This window comes from Acidaminococcus fermentans DSM 20731, assembly GCF_000025305.1.
Taxonomy (GTDB): domain Bacteria; phylum Bacillota; class Negativicutes; order Acidaminococcales; family Acidaminococcaceae; genus Acidaminococcus; species Acidaminococcus fermentans.
The window spans coordinates 611566-629970 of the sequence record NC_013740.1 but is presented as its reverse complement, the minus strand read 5'-3'; the positions used below and the strand labels follow the sequence as shown (position 1 = coordinate 629970).

The window sequence follows — 18405 nt, the reverse complement described above, 5'->3', positions numbered from 1 at the left end:
GGACGTGAGCGATTTTTGCTCACGTCTGTTTTTATTTTAATTTCACCATCGAAAGCAGTAAAATCCGAGAACGGAATCGTTCAAAGTTGCGAAAACCAAATGCTACTCTCTTTAACACCTTAATCTTATTGTTCATTCCTTCCGTAAAACCATTCGAATACGCTTGACTCAATCCTTCCAAAATCTCTGTCTTCCAATCAGTGAACGTCTTTATAACACTCTTGAATTCTTCAACCCCACTTTCTTCGACTAATGATAACCAACGAGATAAGAATGAAGCAACAGCAGACCGTTCTTTCATAGAAAATACCTTAAAGAATGCCTCTTTTAAGGCATAGGCTCTCTGTAATTCTTACGGTGGAAACAGAGACACCATGGCTTCTGGCAATGGCTTTAAAGCTCGCCAGTTCAGAACAGGCTTGGATGATACTGTTCTTTATATCGTTAGAACGCCGCTGGTAATGCTCGACGCCAGGAATTTTTTCATAAAATGTCTTATGGCAGCAAGGGCAAAAAAATCTTCTTTTATGAACAATAGCAGAAACAGGATGGGTGTTCCAGTGCCCTAAGAGGACTTTTGGGTCCCGATAGTCCTTACTATGGAGAATTTTATGATGACAGTAGGGGCAACGAGAAGCTGTAGAAGTGAATTCCACGTAAAGGAGGTGGCTGGATCCCAATTTTTCAAATTCTTTTATGGAACCCTCTTCCCAATGGAAGCTTTTTTCGATAAAATGAAAGAAAGACATATCTATTCTCCTTTCAGTTCTTCGTGGTGGTTGAGGTGAAATGTAGCTTAGATATGTCTTTATTTTACCGTAAGACAAGGGGTCTTGTGAACAGGAGTGTCCACAAGACCCCAACATTTATTATAGAACCGTGGTTGCTGAATTCCAGCACGCCCTGGAAGTACACCCTGCGGTGGAACACATAGTTCATGGCCTCCTGGACGCCCCGGAACAGTTTATCCCGCAGCAGAGGGTCCTCCGTCTGGAGCAGGGCCTTATACTCCTCGTCCGTGAGTACGGAATATTCCTTCAGCTTGTCCACCAGATCCACAATGCCCACCCGTCCTTTCGATGCGTCAGTTAGATATATTTATTATAAAGCCTAACTGCCGGCCTTGTCCACACCTCCAAATATTGACATTCCTACGATTTCTTATTATTCTTATGGTATAAATATTTTGCATAATATCTTGCTTGCCATACATGCCCAGTGAAAGGAGCGTCCTTATGGAAATCCGCACCCTGAAATATTTCCTGGCGGTGGCCCGGGAACAGAACATGACCGAAGCTGCCAATTTGCTGTTCGTCACCCAGCCTACCCTGTCCCGCCAGATGGCCGACCTGGAAAAGGAACTGGGCAAGAAACTGTTCATCCGCAGCAACCGCAGCACCACCCTCACCGAAGAAGGGATGCACCTACGCCAGCGGGCCGAAGAAATCCTGGCCCTGGTGGAACAGACGAAAAGCGAGATTAAGGATGAAGATCTGAACCTGACCGGCTGCATCCGCATCGGGGCCGGCATCACCTATCTGGTCCACTATCTGACGGATACCTTCGCCGACCTGCGCAAGGAGAATCCCCACCTGACCATCGAAATGCTCACCGGCAACGCCGATATCATCCAGGAAAAGCTGGAACACGGCCTGCTGGATTTCGGCCTGTTCATCCAGCCCTTCAACGTGGAAAACTACAATTATCTGGAGCTGCCGGGCAAGAACCGGCTGGGCATCGTCACCAGCATCCACAGCCCCTGGGCAAAGCTGGATGCCGTCACCCCGGAAAACATTCTGGGAATCCCCCTCATGACCTCCTCCCGGCACAACAACCGGTCCTTCGACCTAGAAGGCTGGTCCAAGGGCAAGATCTCTGTAGAGAAGCTGAACATCGTGGGCACCATGGACCTTTCCTGCAACACCAATCCCCTGGTCTTCCAGCAGGTGGCCAACTTGCTGTGCCTGGACCGGCTGGAGCACCACGAATCCCCGGAATTGAAATTCATCCCTCTGGAGCCGGCCTACGAAGTCTCCAGCCTGGTGGCCTGGAAAAAGTACCGCCTGCTCAGCCATTCCAGCCAGGTATTCCTGGAACGACTGAAGGAGAAAGTCAATCCAGAAAAATAATATCAAAAGAACCTGTCCTGTTTCCAGGGCAGGTTCTTTCCTTTGGCTAGAGACTAGTGACTACTGACTCGAGACTGTTTCAAGCTTGCTTCTCCAACTGGTACAGCAGATAATCCAGGTTCGTCAGCCGTTCCTGTTCCCGGTGCACCTTTTCCAGCAGGCAGCGCCGGTATTTCCGCAGCTCCAGGGTCTGCTGCTGTGTCCCCTCCATCTGCTGGACTTTCCGGATGACCTCATCCGGGCACCCGGCAGCCTCCAGATTCTCACGAAGTTTCTCGTCCATACCTGTTACCTCATCTTGATCTTGTTCTTTTCTTCAAAATTTGCCTGTGGCAAATTTTCTCCTTCGGCTGGTGACTAGTGACTAGAGACTAGTGACTGCCTCAAGCTTCGTACACTTCCTTGGCCAGCCGGAATGCTGCCCAGGCTTTGGGCCAGCCGGCGTAGAAGCCCAGCTGTGTGATGATCTGGACCATTTCTTCCTTGGTCACGCCGTTGTTCCTGGCGGACGTAATGTGGTATTTCAGAGAACTGTCCGTGATGCCCTGAGAGATCAGAGCGGATACGGTAACGATGCTGCGGTCGTGCAGGCTCAGTTTGTCATTGGCGCTCCACACTTCACCGAACAGGATGTCATCGTTGTAGCGGGCAAATTCCGGGGCGAATTCCCCCAGCACGTCTCTGCCTGCGGTTTGCACGATTTTGACCGGTTTCTTCGTTTCATTTTCCATGACTGCTGCCTCCCCATAATGTATGCCCATGCAAGTCGTCATGACCAGGGCCAGCGCGAAGCCAGCAAATTGTTTCAAGCGTTCGTCCATCATGATTCCTCCTTCGGGTTCTCTCTTGGGTGTATCATAGCAAATCTGGAGAGCCATGTTAAATGCTTATCGTTCATCCATGGAAATAGGAAAAACGTATGGAAAAAGGGGGATGTGAAAAATCATACCTCTTATCAGCTGTTTTACCCCTCAAAGGGCTTCACGTCCTTCACCGCATCCGCCAGGGTCAGGGGCTGGCTGCCATGGTCCAGGTCCAGCAGCACATACCGGTCGCAGCCCATGCCCAGTTCCTTCATGTAGCTCAGCTGGCGCAGGCCGTGGCGGCTTTCCATCCGTTCCACCAGGGCGTGGCGATCTTTTTCCGGCAGGGCATAGACCAGGTCTACGGAAGCCTGATCGGCCGCCAGGATGTCCGTGGACGCCAGGATACCGATGTTGGGCGTCACCACGGGCTGGGCCCCGGTCCCTTCGCAGTCGCAGGATACGGACATGTTGCGCAGCACATTGATGTAGGCGATGTGATTGCCGAAATGGTCCGCCGTGGCCTTGGATGATTCCGTCAGCCGTTCCATGAATTCTTCCTTATCGATGCCCCACTGGCTGCCGCCCTCGCCGGAATGGATCATCTTCTTGCCGATGCGGCCGTCGGCACAACCGATGCCGATATTCTTGTCGGAGCCGCCGAAGCCGCCCATGGTATGGCCCTTGAAATGGGTCAGCACCAGCAGGGAATCGTAGTTCAGCAGATGGGAACCCACGGACATCTCCGTGAACCATTTGCCTCCCTTGACGGGCAGCATGGTGGTCCCCTCTTCGTCCAGGATATCCACCGGCGCGAAATCCCAGCCGTTCACGGCCAGGGTCTTCCGGTGTTCTTCCGTGGTGTACCGGGCTCCGCCGTAATAGGTATTCGTCTCCACGATTCTGGCATTGGGCAGCTTCGCTTCCATGAGCTGCTTCACCCAGGGCCGGGGAATGATGTTGGGGCCATGGGGCTCGCCCGTATGCAGCTTGATGCCCACCCTGCCGGTCATGTTGCCGGCAATGGTCTCATAAATCTTCAGCAGGCCAGCCGCTGACAAGTCCCGGGTGAAGTACACCACGGATTCATTGCCCTGCCGTTGTTCCGGCGGGATGTATTTGTCACCGCCCGTACCGGCCACTTTTTCCTTGCCGGTGGCGGAGCTGCCGCCTCCCGTCAGCTGTGCCGAAGAAGCCGTCTGTTTTGAAAAGCCACAGCTACTCAGGACCAGGGCCAGTGCCCCCAGTCCGGAGATCTTCAAAAATTCTCTGCGGTCCATAAGGGATCCTCCTTTTCAAAAATGCCGAAAACGGAGCTGTGAAATTAATCCACATCTCCTATTCTTACGCCAGGTTTCCAGAAATGGAGCCGTTCAGCAGCACCCCGTTCGTGATGTTCAGTTTCGGGTAGGCCTTGCGCAGGTCCCGGTACGCCTTGGAAATACTGCTGCCGCCGCTGGTGGCGAACAATACGATGTCCACGCCGGTCAGCTTGTTCTGTTCCAGGAAGCTGCGGATGATGTGGGGCGCCGTGTACCACCAGATGGGGAAGCCGATGTAAACCGTGTCATACCCCGTCAGATCCAGCCCGTTTTCCTTCAGTTCCGGACGGCTGGCGGGATCGTTCATTTCCACCGTGCTCCGGGCCTTTTTGTTCGTCCAGTTCAGGTCCGCGTTCGTATATCTATCTTTGGGAGCGATTTCGTACAGGTCCGCCCCCACCACTTCAGCCAGTTTCTTCGCCTTGGCGGCTGTAACCCCGCTGGCAGAAAAATAGGCAACCAGTTTCTTCGTCATCATGAATTCCTCCTCCAGGATTCTTCCGGTTCCAGCATACCAAATCCTTGGCACAATGTTAAATGCTTATTGCCGATACGTTGCCATAGAAAAAGAGTATCCTTTTTTTTAAATCAGTTGTTTTTCTTTCCAGGATTCCAGGGTCGCTGCCGCCGTCATCATCATGCATTCCTCCTTCTATCGCTTACAGATTGGCCCCCAGTTGTTCTGCGCAGTTCAGGATGACGTCATGCATGGACAAATTCCTCCTTTACACCCGTCCAGCCATAGCCGTGTTGATGGCCTGGGCCATGGTCAGCTTCATATTCCAGTCGCCATGGATGCCGTCCAGGGCCAGTTCCGTCGGAAGGTCCTTCTGCTCGTCGAACTGGGCCGCCACATCGATGTGGTCCCGGCTGCGGATGTAATCGTTCACCTGGGCAAAGGACTGCCGCCAGTTTTCGTAGGTGGATTCATCAAAAGCCTTCTGGATGTTGGCCGGATTGATGGGCGGAAGCGTCAAATAGATGGGGGTGATGCCCCGCTCTCTTGCCTTCTCACCTATAGCGTCCAGATCCCGGATCACATCCTCCGCCGGTACGCCGGCCCGCAGGCTGTTGGTCCCACCCATGATCAGCAGGTATTTCAGCCGGAAGGCCGGTACATCTCGATCGAACCGTTCCAGCATCATGGCGCTGGTGTCCCCGCTCTGGGACAGGTTGATGGTCCGGAAGCCCAGATAGTGGCTGTAGCTGTAGGCGTAATCCACGGGGCTGTAGGAAAGGTGCCCGCCGCCGTGGGAAATGCTGTCGCCGTAGATGCCCACCTTGATATCCCCTTTGGGAACGGTGGTGAACTTCTGGGCTTCGCTCCATTCCCCCATAGGATTGCCGGCATCATCCATGCCTCGCACCCGCCAGTAGTAGGTGCCAATCCGGGGCTTTTCATCGTACAGGTCCGTCAGCTTCGTAGTCTGAGCGAATACCCGGTACCGGGAAGGAGCCGTCCCATTGGGATTTTCCGGCCGATGGTCCGTAACTTCCACCTCATACTGGGTGGCGCCGGGGTTGCCCGTATAGGCATATACAGGGTACAGAAGCTCGGAGCCGTTGTCGTCCATGCTGCTGCGGGGCACGGGGGCGTTCCGGGTCACCTTCTGGAGGCTGCCGCTCACGGGCTGCATCTGGGAGTAAGATCCCACCGGATTGCCTTCCAGATCGTAGGCCCGCACCCGGTAATACAGAAGGGGCTGTTTCTGCTTCCCCTTCAGTTCTCCCATGGGCAGCAGGATGGCACTGCCATACACATGGCCGTTGCGATAGATGGCGTCCGGACTGGGTTTGTCCGGATCCAGGCTGGCGGGGATGCCATCCAGGATCTCCACTTCGCTGCGAACCGCATCCAGCCGCTCCCGCCACTGGAGCAGCCCCAGGTCCACGGTGGCCGCCTGGACCGTTGCCTCCTGAGAAATGGTCGTATCGGTAGAAAGCCCAAGGCTCCGGCGGACGGTGCAGTTGCTCCCCAAAAGCAGCGGGACCACCAGAAGTGCCAGCAGGTTGGCTTTTAAAGAGTGACATACGGTCTTTTTCATGGCTTTTCATCTCCTTCCTTTTTGTTGTCCCTAGAATAACACGGTGTCAGTGGTATGTTAAATACTTATAATATATTATTTGATATACGATTTTTTCATCTTTATAAAATAAAAAAAGCCCTCGGAGGACCTGGGAACGGTCTCCCCTTACGGGTAGACCCTACGAAATTTTACCGTACGGTATATTGTTTTCGTAGGGACGGCCCATCAGGGACGTCCGAACCCAGGTCTGGAGGGTTTTATTCTTTATTCTTTGCCAGCGTGAGCTGGCTTCCATCGGCTCATGGCCCTTGCCATCGCTTTCAGCGACAAGCAGATAGCCTCCGCTACATACCTGCCATTTACCGTCCCAGCCCGAACCGGATCATGCCGTAGCTCAGCTCGTAGAGCAAAATCAGCGGCACGGCCAGCAGGCACTGGGTCACGATGTCCGTAGTAGGCGTCAAAATCCCCGCCGCCACGAAACTGCCGAAGATCACGAATCGTCTGGCCTTCCGCAGCTGCTCCGACCGGATGAGCCCGGCCAGGGCCAGGAACAGCAGCGCCAGCGGCAGGTTGAACAGCACCCCGAAAGGCAGCACCAGCATCACCATGAAATCCAGATAGCTTTCCAGGGAAAGCAGCGGCTGCACTGCCGGGGACGTGAACTCCAGGAAGAACGCCAGGCCCCGGGGCAGCACGATTTCAAAGGCGAAGACGCAGCCGCCCACGAACAGCAGCACCGAAAAAGGGACGAAGGCCAGCAGGGTCTTCTTCTCTTTCTGTGTCAGCGCCGGCAGCAGGAACGCCCACAGCTGGTAGAACCAGACTGGAGAAGCCAGCAGCAGCCCGACCACCGCCAGCACCTTGAAATACGTCATGAAGGCTTCGGCCGGTTTCAAAAAGTACAGGGTCCCGGCCGAACGGGTGAGAAAGGCCATGATCGGGTCCATGAAGAAGAACGCCGCTACCATGCCGATTCCCACGGCCAGCAGGGATTTCAGGATCCGCCGGCGCAGCTCCTCCATATGTTCCACCCAGGTCATATCATCAGTCCTGCTTTGCGTCCGGCTTGCCATCCTTTCCACCTTCTTTTTCCCGGCTTTCCACGGGAGCATAGAAGGCCTCCTTGAACTCCCGGATGCTCTTGCCCAGGGCGCTGCCAATGGTGGGCAGCTTGCCCGGTCCGAACACAATCAGCCCGATGATCAGGATCATCATCAATTCTGGTACGCCCAATCCAAACATCATGTCCTCCTTCCGGATCCTTCCAAAATCCACACTGCGTTTCCGCTGATTCTTGGAATCACTTTACGAACTATTTCTTATGCCAGACAGGTTTTCACCTGCTCCAGCCAGGCTTCCACCTGCTTCTGAGGCGTCACCTGGGTACTGCCGCCCTGGGAATCGAACTGTACAGCCAGCTCCGGTCCGAACTGGGCTCCGGGGCAGGCCTTCTTCAAATCGGCCAGTACATGGGCCGGCCAGCCGCCGTGGGTGGCAAAGGGGATCACCAGCTTGCTCTTCATATCCTCCTCATGGAGGAACGTCTTTATGGCCGGGGCCATGGTGTACCACCAGGTGGGCGTGCCCAGGGTGATGGCATCGTAGTCCTTCACTTTAAAGAAACGGGGCGCCAGGACGGGTTCGTAGCCCCGTTGCACATCCTTTTCCGCCTGATCCACCACCACCTGGTAGTCCTGTTCTTTATAGGCGGTCTTCGTATCGATCCGGGCCAGGTCGCCGCCGGTAACCTTCTGCAGCTCCTCCGCGATCTTTTTGGTATTCCCGTTGGACCAGGAATAATAGACAATCAGCAGTTTCTTCATAATTTATTTTCCCTCCTGTATCCGTTGTCTTCAGCATACCAGAAATTCGCAGTAATATGAAATGCTTATTGATTCTTATGCATGATACGAAAAATGTATGGATAAGTCACGAGTCTCGAGCTTATGGAAAGAACCCGCCCTTAGCGGACGGGTTCTTCTGATTTTATTATTTAAATTTTCTCCATCGGCTAGAGACTAGAGACCATTGACTAGAGACTGAGAACCGCAATGCGGCTCTCCCTTATTTCAGTCCCAGGCTGTCGACCCAGCTGTTCACCTTGCTGTCGTCGATACCGCCGGTGAAGCCCATGCCGCTCAGCCAGTTGCCTTTGCCGCCGGCCATGGCCTTCAGCTTACCCACGCTGCCGCCCATACCGCTGCTGGCGGAAGTGCTGAAGGGGATTACCGTCTTGCCGGTGAAATCGTTGCTCTTCACGAACTGGTTCAGAGGCCAGGCTGCTATGCCCCACCAGATGGGGTAGCCCACGAATACGGTATCGTAGTCTTTCCAGTTGGCCGGTTTGGCATTCTTCAGAGCCACATCCTGCAGTTTGGGATCCTCGTGTTCTTTATACACACGGGCGCTCTTGTTGTTGTAGTCCAGGTCCGCTTCCGTGTAGGGCTGCTGGGGGTCCAGCAGGTACAGGTCGCCGCCGGTCTTCTTGGCGATGTCCTTGGCTACCTGTTCCGTCCGGTGGCTGTTGGTATAGTACACCACCAGTACCTTCCTGGCTTTGGCCGGTGCCTTTTCCCCAGCGGCGGTCTGGGTGCCGCCACCCGTGGTATTGCTGGCCTGGCTGCCACAGGCGGTCACGCCCAGCAGGCTTACGGCCATGCAGATGATAGCAAAAAATTTCTTCAGTTTCATTGTGGTTTCTTCCCCTTATTTCAGCTTGTTGTATTCGTCCGGATCCACGGCTTCGCACCATTCGTTGCTGCAGCCTTCACCGGGTACTTCCAGGGCCAGATGCTGGAAGGCACAATCCTTGGCAGCGCCGTGCCAGTGCTTCACTTCCGGCGGGATGTTCACCACATCGCCCGGTTTCAGTTCCCGTGCCGGCTGCCCCCATTCCTGGTACCAGCCCCGGCCGGCGGTGACAATCAGCATCTGCCCGCCACCCTTTGTGGCATGGTGGATGTGCCAGTGGTTCCGGCAGCCCGGTTCGAAATTCACCACAGCCGTGGGCACCTGTTCCGTGGTCAGCATATCCAAATAACTCTTGCCGTCGAAATATTGGGCATAGGCCGTATTTTCCTCGCCCAGCCCAAAAGGCGTATGTTTCAGCATTTCTTTCAGATCCATCGTTCTTTCCTCCTTCAAGAAATCCGGCGATTCTTTATCCGTTGGCTACAGCATAGCACACCTCTGCTACAATATAAAATGCTTATTTGGTTTTGTGCAATATACGGAAAGTGTATGGTTGGGATTTTACAGGTTCTTCCCGAAGAATTCCTCGAACTTGGCCAATTCCTGTTTCACATAATCAGGCTGCCAGTAGGTCTTGATGTGGCTGGCGCCGGGGATCAGGTACAGTTCCTTGTCTTTGGCATTCGTTGCCTTCTTGAAGGCATCTTCCGTCATGTACAGGGTGTCTGCGGCGCTGCCGGCTACCATGAGCAGCGGCTGGTTGATCAGATCCATATGGTCTTCCACATCGAAGGTCATCAGCTTCAGGAAGAATTCCTTCGTGTAGCTGCCCGTAGCCCGGGACGAACGGTAAGATAAGCCGTAGTAATCGATGCCGTCCTTGTACAGTCCTTCCGGCTGGGCTTCCATGATTTTTCTCAGTTCAGCATCATCTTTGTGAGGCGGAAGGAACCCTACGTATTCCACATGCCCCTTCAATTCCTCGTTGCGGGCTTCGGAAGCTTCTGCCAGTCGCTGCTGGATGGTACCGATCTGTTTGTCCTGGAAACCGTTTCTCCGTACCCGGCCGCTGTTGAACATGGACAGGGTGGCAACGGCCTTGATCCGTTTGTCCGTCTGGCTGGCCGCCTTTGTGATGCTCTCCCCCACCAGGGTGAACGCGCCGCCGATCAGTACGGAAAACAGCAGAGACGTATGCAGGATTTTCCGTGCAGCGGCCTTATTCCCTCCGCCGATGGCCTGGGCCAGCAGGACGTTGGACCCCCGAGAAAGGCCTACCAGCAGAGAGATCAGCGGGAAATCACGGGCATGTCATTGCCCACTGCCGCCATAGCATCCGCCCCCACGAAATTCCCCCAAATGAGCACATCCGTGGCATTGACCAGCTGCTCACAGATAATGGTGAAGGCCACCGGCAGGGCAAAGCGAAAAAGTTTGCCTGCCAGCGGCCCCTTCAGGAAACTGTCAGTCATGGATCTTCATCTTGCCGATGAACAGAGCTCTCTGGGGATCCATTTCATCATAAATGGGGCTGGTCTTCGTATCCAGGCTGCGGATGGCCTGCATATCGGCCTCATCCAGCTGGAAATCGAATACATCCAGGTTCTCCTGCATTCGTTCTTTATGGACGGATTTGGGGATGACCACGATGCCCCGCTGTAGCAGCCAGCGCAGCATCACCTGGCCAGTGGTCTTACCATGCTTACGGGCGATTTCCTGCAGGACCGGGTTCGTAAAGACGTGATTGGCCCCTTCAGTAAAAGGTGCCCAGGCTTCCTGTTGGATGCCCTGCTGCTTCATGAAGGCTTCTTCCGCCCATTTCTGGTTCCACACATTGGTCTCGATCTGGTTCACAGCCGGTTTGATTTCGTTGCAGTTGAACAGGTCGGCCAGCCGTTCGTTCCAGAAACTGGTGACCCCGATGGCCCGGATGTGGCCTTCTCTATACAGCCGTTCCATGGCCCGCCAGGACCCGTAGTAATCGCTGTAGGGTTTGTGGATCAGATACAGGTCCAGGTAATCCAGCCCCAGCTTTTTCATGGAAGTATCGAAAGCCTTCAGGGTATTGTCATAGCCGTGATCCTGCACCCACAGTTTTGTGGTGACGAACAGGTCCTTACGGGGAATGCCGCTTTGTTTGATGGCAGCCCCAACCCCTTCTTCGTTGCCGTAGGAGGCAGCGGTATCGATCAGCCGATAGCCCAGTTCCAGGGCCGTTCCCACGGCTTTTTCCGTTTCTTCCGGTCTGGTCTGATAGACCCCGTACCCCAGCTGGGGCATCTTGACACCATTGTTCAGCGTTACAAATTCCATCGTGCTTGACTCCTCTCTAATCCGATTATCTCTCAAAGGGCAGATGCATCTGGGCATACTGCTCTTCCAGGGCATCACTGGCCGTATAATACCGTTTCGTACCATCCAGTTTGGCGATTTCCTGCATGTCTGCCTCCGTCAGGGCAAAATCAAAGATGTCGAAGTTGGACCGTACATGGTCCGGATTTTTAGAACCGGGAATGGTCAGCACATCCATCTGCACCGCCCAGCGCAGGATGGCCTGGACAGGGCTCTTGCCATATTTTTCCGCCAGCTTCCCGAATACCGATTCATGGATCAGCCCCGCGTCCCCATGGCCCAGGGGATACCAGCCCATGAGCTTCGTGCCATATTCCTTCAGCCGGTCCATCTGCGCGTGATGGGCGAAGTACGGATGGGTTTCCAGCTGGATTACATGGGGCTTGATTTCTGCCGCTGCCAGCAGTTTTTCCAGTTTGGCATCGTGGAAGTTGGAAATGCCCAGAGCCCGGGCTTTCCCTTCTTTGTACGCCCGTTCGATGTTCTGATAGCCCGCCACGAAATTGCCTGCCGGCTGGTGGATGAACAGCAGATCCACATAATCCAGTCCCAACCGGTCCAGGGTATCGGTGACGGCGTTCTTGCTTTCATAAACCGTAGGCCACAGTTTGGTGGAAATGAACAGATCTTCCCGTTTCACCAGACCTTCCCCGATGGCCCGGGTAATGGCCTTGCCCACCGCCGTTTCATTCAGATAGCCGTTGGCAGTATCGATCATGAGATATCCGCAGCGGATGGCTTCATAAACGGAGCGTTCCGTATCTTTAAGGCTCAGCTGGAACGTGCCCAGCCCCAGGAGAGGCGCCTTGACGCCGTTCGCTAACGTTGTGTATTCCATGGAAATCATCCTTTCATTATAACTTAAACGTTGGATTCTTTTTGTTGTTCTCTTTCTGACAGGTATTATCATAGTGCATTTTTCCTACAGAGTACAGTTCTCGTTTCACAGAGCAGTATATGTTTTATGCATACTACAACTTTCAAAAAAAACTCTTCTGTGCTACACTGACAGAAGAGGTGAAAACGATGCTTGAATTGAATCAGCTGGAACAGCTGCTGACTTTTGCCCGCTGCGGCACCCTTTCCGCCGCAGCCGAGGAACTCCATCTTTCCCAGCCGGCCCTGAGCCGCTCCATGCAACGCCTGGAAGCCGAGCTATCCGTGCCCCTGTTTACCCGGCAGAAGAACCGGATCGTGTTGAACGAAAACGGGGAACTGGCCGTGGAATACGCCCGGAAAGTGGTGGAAGACGCCCTGGATATGAAGGAAAAACTGGTGGCCCAGGAACGGGCCCGGCATACGATCTTCGTGGGTTCCTGTGCCCCGGCGCCTCTGTGGACCCTGCTACCCCAAATCTCTGCCGCCTGTCCGGATATGACCATCACGTCCGAAATTCGGAATCTGGACCGTCTGCAGAAAAGCCTGGAAGACCACACCTACCAGCTGGTGGTGCTACCCTTCGCTCCGAAGGACCCGAAGCTTCTCTGCCGCAAGCTGGGTGAAGAACATCTGTACTTCACCCTGCCGCCCGCCCATCCCCTGGCCAACCGGAAGAGCCTGCACCTGGCCGACCTGGACGGAGAGACCATGCTGCTGCGTCCTAACCTGGGTTTCTGGGGCCCCATCGTGAAGCAGGCCATGCCCCGTACGAAATTCCTGGTCCAGGATAACGAAGCCTTCAACGAACTGGTGAAGTTCTCCATCCTGCCCTCTTTCGTCACCGACCTGAGTCTGCGCCGGGAAGGGCCGCCCCCGGACCGGGTGGTGGTCCCCATCGACGACCCCTGCGTGCAAATCACCTATTACGCCTGCTGTGAGAAGAAGCTGGCGAAGCGGCTGAAACTGGGATTGTAGACTTACCCTTTCCACCACGCCCCGGAATCGGACGGTCTGTCCAACAGCACCAGGGCCCCGATTTCCGGGGTCAACAGGCGGTACGCTTTCCCCCGGCTGGCTTGCCGCAGTTTTTCCATGGGTTCCTGCCAGGGATGACGGGCCAGGGCGAATTTGCTGTTGTGAGCGGGAATGACCAGTTTTGCTCCCACGTCTTCTGCGGCCCGGGCCGTTTCTTCCGGCAGCATGTGGATGGCATGCCAGGCCAGGTTGTACTGCCCGTTTTCCGCCAGCACACAATCGAACCCGCCGAACTTTTTCCCAATGGCCTTGAAATGACTGCCGTAGCCCCCATCCCCCGTATAGTAGAGGCTGCGTTCCGGGGTGAGAAAAGCCATGCCGCACCACAGCGTGGGGTTCTGTTTTAAGAAACGTCCCGAAAAATGCTGGGAGGGCAGGATGTGGACCGTCAGCGTATCTGCCAGCCGGATCTCCGTATCCCAGTCCTCCTCGTGGATGATCTTGGGAGCAAAGCCCCACTGCTCCAGATAGGCACCCACACCCAGGGGGCAGACCACCTGACGGACCTTAGGCAGAAGAGCCTTCACCGTAGGGTAATCCAGGTGATCCCAGTGGTCGTGGCTGATTGCCAGCACATCAATGTCCGGGAAATCATCGGCCGTATACACGTTGGAACCGGGAAAAGCCTTGTTCACGAACCAGAGGGGGGAAGCGAAGCTGCTGAACACCGGGTCGATGAGGATGCGGTACCCGCCCAGCTGCACGTAAAAGCTGGAATGGCCCAGCCACACCACGGCGTCCTGCTGCCGGGGCAGGGCCTTCAGGTTCGTCTTTTCCGAAGGCAGGGACCCGTCGGGCCAGAGCCCCTTTTTATCACCGAACAGGAATTTCCAGGTGGCCGTGAAACGATTTTCCCGTTCTCCTTCTTTCTGCGACATGACCGGCACCGGTACCAGGTTCTCGAAATGGTCCCCGTGGTAATGGGGGGAAGCCTGCATGCGCCGCAGCCGGTCGCCGGTGGGCAGCTCGCCGAACTGGGGCAGATGCAGATACCGGTAGACTCCGCCCGCCGCGGTAGCGGCCAAAAGGCCCAGACAGGCCAGGATGAATTCACGTCTCGTCATAGGGTATGGGTTCCTTCCTGATAAAATCTTTTTCAGCATTTCAAGCATACCAGAAACGGGGCAGGAAAACCAATGCTTATTCGATCATCCTATCCATACAAAAAACGTATCCTATCCATTTCAGCACTCCTGGGGCGGGTCGCCTTGACCCGCCCGCAAAAAAAAATCCGCCCGAAGGCGGATTTTTCCTTATGCTGCTGACTAGTGACCAGAGACTGGTGGTGGCTGCTCCGCTCACATCGCCCGGCGGAAGATTTCCCGGATTTCTTCTTTCGTCAGTACCCGGTAGCCGCCGGTCAGGATCAGCGTACCGTTCACCAGGTCGTCCAGCATGTCTTCCGTGGCGCCCAGATCTTTCAGGTGCAGTACCAGACCCAGCTGCTGCATCCAGTCTTCCATCTTTTCCAGCCCTTCCTTGGCGATTTCCTCATCGGTCTTGCCTTCCGGCCGCACATCCCATACCACTTTGGCGAACCGCACGAATTTGGGCAGCCCGTCCTTCAGGATGAACCGGTAGTAAGGCAGGGAAACGGCAGCCAGAGTCATGCCATGGGTGGCATTGGTAACACCCCCGGCAGCCTGGCCCAGCATGTGGACCATCCAATCTGTGGATTTTCCCTTGGCAATCAGGGTGTTCAGGGCCCAGGTGGCATCCCACATCAGGTTGGACCGGGCTTCGTAATCCTGGGGATTCTTGACGGCAGTCCGGCTGGCTTCCACCACATTGCGCATGAGGCCTTCGGCCAGGTAATCGCTGGTGTTGTCATCCGTGCCGGAGAAATACTGCTCGCAGATATGGTTGAAGATGTCATAGATACCGGCCACCATCTGGTACTTGGGCAGGGTCATGGTATAGACCGGGTTCAGGATGGAGAACCGGGGCATGATTTTTTCATCGGCGAATACCTTGCCCATCTTCAGCTTCTTTTCCGGATAGGTGATGACGGCCCCGGCATTCATTTCCGAGCCGGTCCCCACCATGGTCAGCACCGTGCCCACAGGAATGGTCTCGCAGGTGGGTTCTTCAAATCTCACGAAATATTTTTCCCAGGGGTCTTCGTCGCAGTTCACAGAAACGGACAGAGCCTTGGAATAGTCGATGACGGAACCGCCGCCCACGGCCAGGATGAAATCAGCGCCGTGCTTCCGGGCAATGGCGATGCCTTCCCGCAGCTTGTGGATGGTGGGGTTGGACATAACGCCGGCGATTTCGGCCACGTCCTTGCCGGCTTCCGCCAAAATCTTCGTCACCGCATCATAGATGCCGTTCTTTTTGATGGAACCGCTCCCGTAGACCAGGACCACCTTCTTGCCATACTTGGCCAGTTCAGCCGGCAGGTTCTGCAGGGCATCCTTACCGAAGTACAGTTTCGTAGGGTTGCAGTAGGTGAAATTTCCTAACATGATATTCTCTCCTTTGTAATCAGCAATTCTTTTTCCAATACTACCAACATAACAGAAACATACGGGAAAATGAAATGCTTATTGGGTTGGCCATTCCATACATAAACCGTATGACAATGGAAGCGGGTCGATCAAAACGATCGACCCCTGCTGTATTGCGTTACCGCAAATCACTTCAAATACTTCTGGAAGAATGCCGTCATTGTATCGAAGGGAATCTTTTCCAGATTGTCGTAGAGATCCGTATGATTGGCCCCCGGGATGATCAGCAGTTCTTTGTTATCGCCTTTCAGCTTCTTGAAAGCATCTTCTCCGAAGTACCGGGAATGGGCCTTTTCCCCGTGGATGACCAGCACGGCACTTTCGATTTCATCCGCATAGGAAAGCAGCGGCATATTCATGAAGGACAGGGCACTAGTGGCATTCCAGCCTTCGTTGGAATTCAGGCTGCGGGGATGGTACCCGCGTTTCGTCTTGTAGTAGGCATAGTAATCTTTCACGAACTGGGGAGCATCGGCCGGTAACGGATCCACCACGCCTCCGGCCCGTTTGAACGTACCCGTGCGGAAGTCTTCCGTCCGCTGGGCATTGAGAGCCCTGCGACTTACCATCCGCTCCTTTTTCAGGGTGGCGGCATCTTTCGTATAATCGAAATATCCGTTGGCCATCACCCGGCTCATATCGTACATGGTGGAAACCACCGTGGCCTTGACCCGGGTATCGATGGCCGCATCGTTAAGTGCCATGCCGCCCCAGCCGCAGATGCCAATCAGGCCGATCCGGTTGGGGTCCACGTCTTTTTCATTGGACAGGAAATCCACCGCAGCGGAAAAATCTTCGGTATTGATGTCCGGAGACGCCACATTGCGCACCCCGTTCACACCCCCGCTCTCGCCCGTAAAGGAGGGATCGAAGGCGATAGTCAAAAAGCCCCGTTTGGCCATTTCCTGGGCATACAGACCGGAAGCCTGCTCCTTGACCGCCCCAAAAGGTCCGCTGACGGCGATAGCGGCCAGTTTGCCCTTCACATTTTTCGGCTCGTACAGATCGGCAGCCAGCTCGATGCCATACCGATTGCGGAACGTCACTTTCCGATGATTCACTTCTTTGCTTTCTGGAAATACCTTATCCCATTCCTTTGTCAGTTTCAATGGACTTCCTCCCTGTTCCTTCGTCTGGACGGCTGCCTTAGCCTGTTTCGTCTGTGGAGCCGCCTGGGCCTCTGCCCCAAATACCCCCAGGGCACAGGTCATCCCCAGCACAGCCATTGCCAGGACCCGCTGCAGCTTCTTTTTTCCGTTCATAAAAAACACCTCTTTCTGTATTCCAAACCAGTCATTTGCTCTTTCCAATGGTTTCAGTATACAGCAGAAGGTGATTTATTACCAATACTTATATGATTTTGTTTACTATGCTTAAAAGGTATATTAATTGTGAGGTCCGAACACTTCCTCCAGCCGGGCATGGACCACGCCGGCAGCCCGGGAAAAGACCTGATTCTCCTTCCAGATCAGGTAGTTATGAGAATGCAGGGCCGGCTGCAGCGGCCGGAAGGTCAGCTGGGAATGATGATCCCCATCCAGGGCCAGCAATCCCCCAAAAGAAAACAGCAGACCCATGCGCTGCTCCGCAAGGAAAGCTGCATTATAGATCAGATTGTATGTGGCCCGCACGTTCAGCTTCTCCGCCTCGATTCCCAGCCAGTGGTTGAAGATATGATTGTTCAGCAGCTGGCGGGACAGGATAACCGACTCTCCGGCAATATCAGCCGCGGTAATGGCGTCCTTCCGGGCCAGAGGATGATCCTTGCGCAGATAGATTCCCCAGGTATCGTCATAGGGGATTTTGCGGTACACCACCCCTTCCGGCGGCGTCTCCAGGCACAGGAGCCCGAAATCCAGCGTCCCCCGCTGCAGCCCGTCAATGGTCTGTTCCTCGTTGCCACTGTAAAAATGGAAATGGACCTGGGGATAGGCACGGCCCAGGGGCGTCAGGGCCTCCATCACCAGCTTCATGGCCTCCGTCTCCCCGCCGCCGATGTACACATCTCCGGCCACGAACTCCTCCAGATGGGCGAACTGGTCCAGTGTCTTTTCTTCCAGGGTGGTCATTTCCTCAGCCCGGGCCTTGAGAAAAAGCCCGGCTTCCGTCAGTTCTATCCGGCGTTTGGACCGGATGAACAGCGGCGCTCCCAGTTCCTTTTCCAGATCCTGGAGCTGCCGGGAAAGGGTGGGCTGGGTCACGTGGAGTGCCTCTGCCGCCCGGGTGATGTTCCCCTGCCGCGCCACCTCCAGAAAATACCGCAATACACGAAGTTCCATACCGGTTTACACCTTCCTTTCAAGATACCGCGAGTCGATCACGACGATTGCCCTCTGCAGTGTCCCCCTGAAAGGGGGAAAGGACAAAAAAAAGGCTGCCGCTTTTGTGCGACAGCCCTTCCGGCTTTTTAGGCTTCTTCGGAGAACTGATCTTTGCCTACGCCGCAGATGGGGCAGACCCAATCTTCCGGCAGATCTTCGAATTTGGTGCCGGGAGCAATGTTGTGTTCCGGATCACCGGCAGCTTCATCATATACATAACCGCAAACGTCACAAACGTATTTTTTCATTGTGTTTATCCCCCTCAGGATTATTTGTTTTCGCCCTCGATTATACCAGAGCTTCTGTCTTGTGGCAATAGGTTTTACAAGATTT

The 18405-nt window shown here is 54.7% G+C and carries 23 protein-coding genes and 1 pseudogene; 2 read left to right on the top strand and 22 right to left on the bottom strand.

Annotated features, from left to right (window positions below; translation table 11 throughout):
- Positions 1 to 31: 31 nt before the first annotated feature.
- From ACFER_RS02840 to ACFER_RS02835, 3 genes are all read right to left on the bottom strand, one after another.
- Positions 32 to 301, bottom strand: a complete 270-nt coding sequence (locus tag ACFER_RS02840; RefSeq protein WP_041666084.1) for a transposase — start codon at positions 299 to 301, stop codon at positions 32 to 34.
- A 10-nt stretch (positions 302 to 311) separates the two neighbouring features.
- Positions 312 to 749 carry a helix-turn-helix domain-containing protein gene (locus tag ACFER_RS10955; RefSeq protein WP_071818339.1) on the bottom strand — a complete coding sequence of 146 codons (438 nt, stop codon included), beginning with the start codon at positions 747 to 749 and terminating at the stop codon, positions 312 to 314.
- Between the two features lie 64 nt (positions 750 to 813).
- Entirely contained in the window at positions 814 to 1059 is a 246-nt protein-coding gene (locus tag ACFER_RS02835) for a hypothetical protein (protein WP_012937930.1), read from the bottom strand.
- A gap of 176 nt (positions 1060 to 1235) precedes the next feature.
- Between ACFER_RS02835 and ACFER_RS02830 the strand changes: the two genes are divergently transcribed.
- Positions 1236 to 2129, top strand: a complete 894-nt coding sequence (locus ACFER_RS02830) for a LysR family transcriptional regulator (RefSeq protein ID WP_012937929.1) — start codon at positions 1236 to 1238, stop codon at positions 2127 to 2129.
- Between the two features lie 79 nt (positions 2130 to 2208).
- Here ACFER_RS02830 and ACFER_RS02825 read toward each other — a convergent pair whose 3' ends face one another.
- The 14 genes and pseudogenes from ACFER_RS02825 to ACFER_RS02760 all read right to left on the bottom strand — a co-directional run bounded on the left by ACFER_RS02825 (position 2209) and on the right by ACFER_RS02760 (position 12165).
- Positions 2209 to 2412 (bottom strand): hypothetical protein, encoded by a 204-nt coding sequence (locus tag ACFER_RS02825; RefSeq protein ID WP_012937928.1) that lies wholly within the window; start codon positions 2410 to 2412, stop codon positions 2209 to 2211.
- Between the two features lie 109 nt (positions 2413 to 2521).
- Positions 2522 to 2890: pseudogene (locus tag ACFER_RS02820) on the bottom strand (carboxymuconolactone decarboxylase family protein); the annotation flags it as partial.
- A gap of 203 nt (positions 2891 to 3093) precedes the next feature.
- Complete coding sequence (locus tag ACFER_RS02815; protein ID WP_012937926.1) at positions 3094 to 4212, bottom strand: DUF362 domain-containing protein; 1119 nt, start codon at positions 4210 to 4212, stop codon at positions 3094 to 3096.
- Positions 4213 to 4276: 64 nt separating this feature from the next.
- Positions 4277 to 4729 (bottom strand): flavodoxin, encoded by a 453-nt coding sequence (locus ACFER_RS02810; protein ID WP_041666082.1) that lies wholly within the window; start codon positions 4727 to 4729, stop codon positions 4277 to 4279.
- 250 nt (positions 4730 to 4979) lie between these two features.
- Positions 4980 to 6299, bottom strand: coding sequence for an SGNH/GDSL hydrolase family protein (locus tag ACFER_RS02805; protein WP_012937924.1), 1320 nt, complete (start codon positions 6297 to 6299; stop codon positions 4980 to 4982).
- Positions 6300 to 6640: 341 nt separating this feature from the next.
- Positions 6641 to 7324 (bottom strand): twin-arginine translocase subunit TatC, encoded by a 684-nt coding sequence (tatC, locus tag ACFER_RS02800; RefSeq protein WP_012937923.1) that lies wholly within the window; start codon positions 7322 to 7324, stop codon positions 6641 to 6643.
- A 4-nt stretch (positions 7325 to 7328) separates the two neighbouring features.
- The gene (locus ACFER_RS02795) at positions 7329 to 7526 is read right to left on the bottom strand and encodes a twin-arginine translocase TatA/TatE family subunit (RefSeq protein WP_012937922.1); all 198 of its coding nucleotides are present in this window, start codon (positions 7524 to 7526) and stop codon (positions 7329 to 7331) included.
- A 77-nt stretch (positions 7527 to 7603) separates the two neighbouring features.
- Complete coding sequence (locus tag ACFER_RS02790) at positions 7604 to 8107, bottom strand: flavodoxin (RefSeq protein ID WP_012937921.1); 504 nt, start codon at positions 8105 to 8107, stop codon at positions 7604 to 7606.
- A 241-nt stretch (positions 8108 to 8348) separates the two neighbouring features.
- On the bottom strand, positions 8349 to 8975 hold the full coding sequence (locus ACFER_RS02785) for a flavodoxin (protein ID WP_012937920.1): 627 nt from the start codon (positions 8973 to 8975) through the stop codon (positions 8349 to 8351).
- Positions 8976 to 8990: 15 nt separating this feature from the next.
- Complete coding sequence (locus ACFER_RS02780) at positions 8991 to 9410, bottom strand: cupin domain-containing protein (protein ID WP_012937919.1); 420 nt, start codon at positions 9408 to 9410, stop codon at positions 8991 to 8993.
- A gap of 126 nt (positions 9411 to 9536) precedes the next feature.
- Positions 9537 to 10124: an alpha/beta hydrolase gene (locus tag ACFER_RS02775; RefSeq protein WP_049763433.1), complete on the bottom strand. Its 588-nt coding sequence runs from the start codon at positions 10122 to 10124 to the stop codon at positions 9537 to 9539.
- A 140-nt stretch (positions 10125 to 10264) separates the two neighbouring features.
- The gene (locus ACFER_RS02770; protein WP_041666080.1) at positions 10265 to 10447 is read right to left on the bottom strand and encodes a hypothetical protein; all 183 of its coding nucleotides are present in this window, start codon (positions 10445 to 10447) and stop codon (positions 10265 to 10267) included.
- Positions 10440 to 11288, bottom strand: a complete 849-nt coding sequence (locus ACFER_RS02765) for an aldo/keto reductase (protein ID WP_012937918.1) — start codon at positions 11286 to 11288, stop codon at positions 10440 to 10442. The genes ACFER_RS02770 and ACFER_RS02765 overlap by 8 nt, the downstream gene beginning before the upstream one ends.
- A gap of 25 nt (positions 11289 to 11313) precedes the next feature.
- Complete coding sequence (locus tag ACFER_RS02760; protein ID WP_012937917.1) at positions 11314 to 12165, bottom strand: aldo/keto reductase; 852 nt, start codon at positions 12163 to 12165, stop codon at positions 11314 to 11316.
- A gap of 188 nt (positions 12166 to 12353) precedes the next feature.
- Here ACFER_RS02760 and ACFER_RS02755 point away from each other — a divergent pair, with 188 nt between their 5' ends.
- Entirely contained in the window at positions 12354 to 13181 is an 828-nt protein-coding gene (locus tag ACFER_RS02755) for a LysR family transcriptional regulator (RefSeq protein WP_012937916.1), read from the top strand.
- Positions 13182 to 13183: 2 nt separating this feature from the next.
- Here ACFER_RS02755 and ACFER_RS02750 read toward each other — a convergent pair whose 3' ends face one another.
- The 5 genes from ACFER_RS02750 to rd all read right to left on the bottom strand — a co-directional run bounded on the left by ACFER_RS02750 (position 13184) and on the right by rd (position 18320).
- The gene (locus tag ACFER_RS02750) at positions 13184 to 14305 is read right to left on the bottom strand and encodes an MBL fold metallo-hydrolase (RefSeq protein ID WP_012937915.1); all 1122 of its coding nucleotides are present in this window, start codon (positions 14303 to 14305) and stop codon (positions 13184 to 13186) included.
- Positions 14306 to 14539: 234 nt separating this feature from the next.
- A complete protein-coding gene (locus ACFER_RS02745; RefSeq protein WP_012937914.1) occupies positions 14540 to 15709 on the bottom strand; it encodes an iron-containing alcohol dehydrogenase in 1170 nt (389 codons plus the stop codon).
- Positions 15710 to 15879: 170 nt separating this feature from the next.
- On the bottom strand, positions 15880 to 17013 hold the full coding sequence (locus ACFER_RS02740; protein WP_012937913.1) for an alpha/beta hydrolase: 1134 nt from the start codon (positions 17011 to 17013) through the stop codon (positions 15880 to 15882).
- A 123-nt stretch (positions 17014 to 17136) separates the two neighbouring features.
- Entirely contained in the window at positions 17137 to 18030 is an 894-nt protein-coding gene (locus ACFER_RS02735) for a LysR family transcriptional regulator (RefSeq protein WP_012937912.1), read from the bottom strand.
- Between the two features lie 128 nt (positions 18031 to 18158).
- Positions 18159 to 18320 carry a rubredoxin gene (gene rd, locus ACFER_RS02730; protein WP_012937911.1) on the bottom strand — a complete coding sequence of 54 codons (162 nt, stop codon included), beginning with the start codon at positions 18318 to 18320 and terminating at the stop codon, positions 18159 to 18161.
- Between the last annotated feature and the right edge of the window lie 85 nt (positions 18321 to 18405).

What these genes read in the sequence shown, in the direction of transcription:
- ACFER_RS02760 (WP_012937917.1), bottom strand. Translation starts at nt 12,165, where the DNA reads ATGGAATACACAACGTTAGCGAACGGCGTCAAGGCGCCTCTCCTGGGG.
- ACFER_RS02750 (WP_012937915.1), bottom strand. Translation starts at nt 14,305, where the DNA reads ATGACGAGACGTGAATTCATCCTGGCCTGTCTGGGCCTTTTGGCCGCT.
- ACFER_RS02735 (WP_012937912.1), bottom strand. Translation starts at nt 18,030, where the DNA reads ATGGAACTTCGTGTATTGCGGTATTTTCTGGAGGTGGCGCGGCAGGGG.
- ACFER_RS02755 (WP_012937916.1), top strand. Translation starts at nt 12,354, where the DNA reads ATGCTTGAATTGAATCAGCTGGAACAGCTGCTGACTTTTGCCCGCTGC.
- ACFER_RS02815 (WP_012937926.1), bottom strand. Translation starts at nt 4,212, where the DNA reads ATGGACCGCAGAGAATTTTTGAAGATCTCCGGACTGGGGGCACTGGCC.
- ACFER_RS10955 (WP_071818339.1), bottom strand. Translation starts at nt 749, where the DNA reads ATGTCTTTCTTTCATTTTATCGAAAAAAGCTTCCATTGGGAAGAGGGT.
- ACFER_RS02745 (WP_012937914.1), bottom strand. Translation starts at nt 15,709, where the DNA reads ATGTTAGGAAATTTCACCTACTGCAACCCTACGAAACTGTACTTCGGT.
- ACFER_RS02825 (WP_012937928.1), bottom strand. Translation starts at nt 2,412, where the DNA reads ATGGACGAGAAACTTCGTGAGAATCTGGAGGCTGCCGGGTGCCCGGAT.
- ACFER_RS02805 (WP_012937924.1), bottom strand. Translation starts at nt 6,299, where the DNA reads ATGAAAAAGACCGTATGTCACTCTTTAAAAGCCAACCTGCTGGCACTT.
- ACFER_RS02765 (WP_012937918.1), bottom strand. Translation starts at nt 11,288, where the DNA reads ATGGAATTTGTAACGCTGAACAATGGTGTCAAGATGCCCCAGCTGGGG.
- ACFER_RS02785 (WP_012937920.1), bottom strand. Translation starts at nt 8,975, where the DNA reads ATGAAACTGAAGAAATTTTTTGCTATCATCTGCATGGCCGTAAGCCTG.
- ACFER_RS02795 (WP_012937922.1), bottom strand. Translation starts at nt 7,526, where the DNA reads ATGTTTGGATTGGGCGTACCAGAATTGATGATGATCCTGATCATCGGG.
- ACFER_RS02770 (WP_041666080.1), bottom strand. Translation starts at nt 10,447, where the DNA reads ATGACTGACAGTTTCCTGAAGGGGCCGCTGGCAGGCAAACTTTTTCGC.
- tatC (WP_012937923.1), bottom strand. Translation starts at nt 7,324, where the DNA reads ATGACCTGGGTGGAACATATGGAGGAGCTGCGCCGGCGGATCCTGAAA.
- ACFER_RS02740 (WP_012937913.1), bottom strand. Translation starts at nt 17,013, where the DNA reads ATGAACGGAAAAAAGAAGCTGCAGCGGGTCCTGGCAATGGCTGTGCTG.
- ACFER_RS02830 (WP_012937929.1), top strand. Translation starts at nt 1,236, where the DNA reads ATGGAAATCCGCACCCTGAAATATTTCCTGGCGGTGGCCCGGGAACAG.
- ACFER_RS02790 (WP_012937921.1), bottom strand. Translation starts at nt 8,107, where the DNA reads ATGAAGAAACTGCTGATTGTCTATTATTCCTGGTCCAACGGGAATACC.
- rd (WP_012937911.1), bottom strand. Translation starts at nt 18,320, where the DNA reads ATGAAAAAATACGTTTGTGACGTTTGCGGTTATGTATATGATGAAGCT.
- ACFER_RS02780 (WP_012937919.1), bottom strand. Translation starts at nt 9,410, where the DNA reads ATGGATCTGAAAGAAATGCTGAAACATACGCCTTTTGGGCTGGGCGAG.
- ACFER_RS02840 (WP_041666084.1), bottom strand. Translation starts at nt 301, where the DNA reads ATGAAAGAACGGTCTGCTGTTGCTTCATTCTTATCTCGTTGGTTATCA.
- ACFER_RS02810 (WP_041666082.1), bottom strand. Translation starts at nt 4,729, where the DNA reads ATGACGAAGAAACTGGTTGCCTATTTTTCTGCCAGCGGGGTTACAGCC.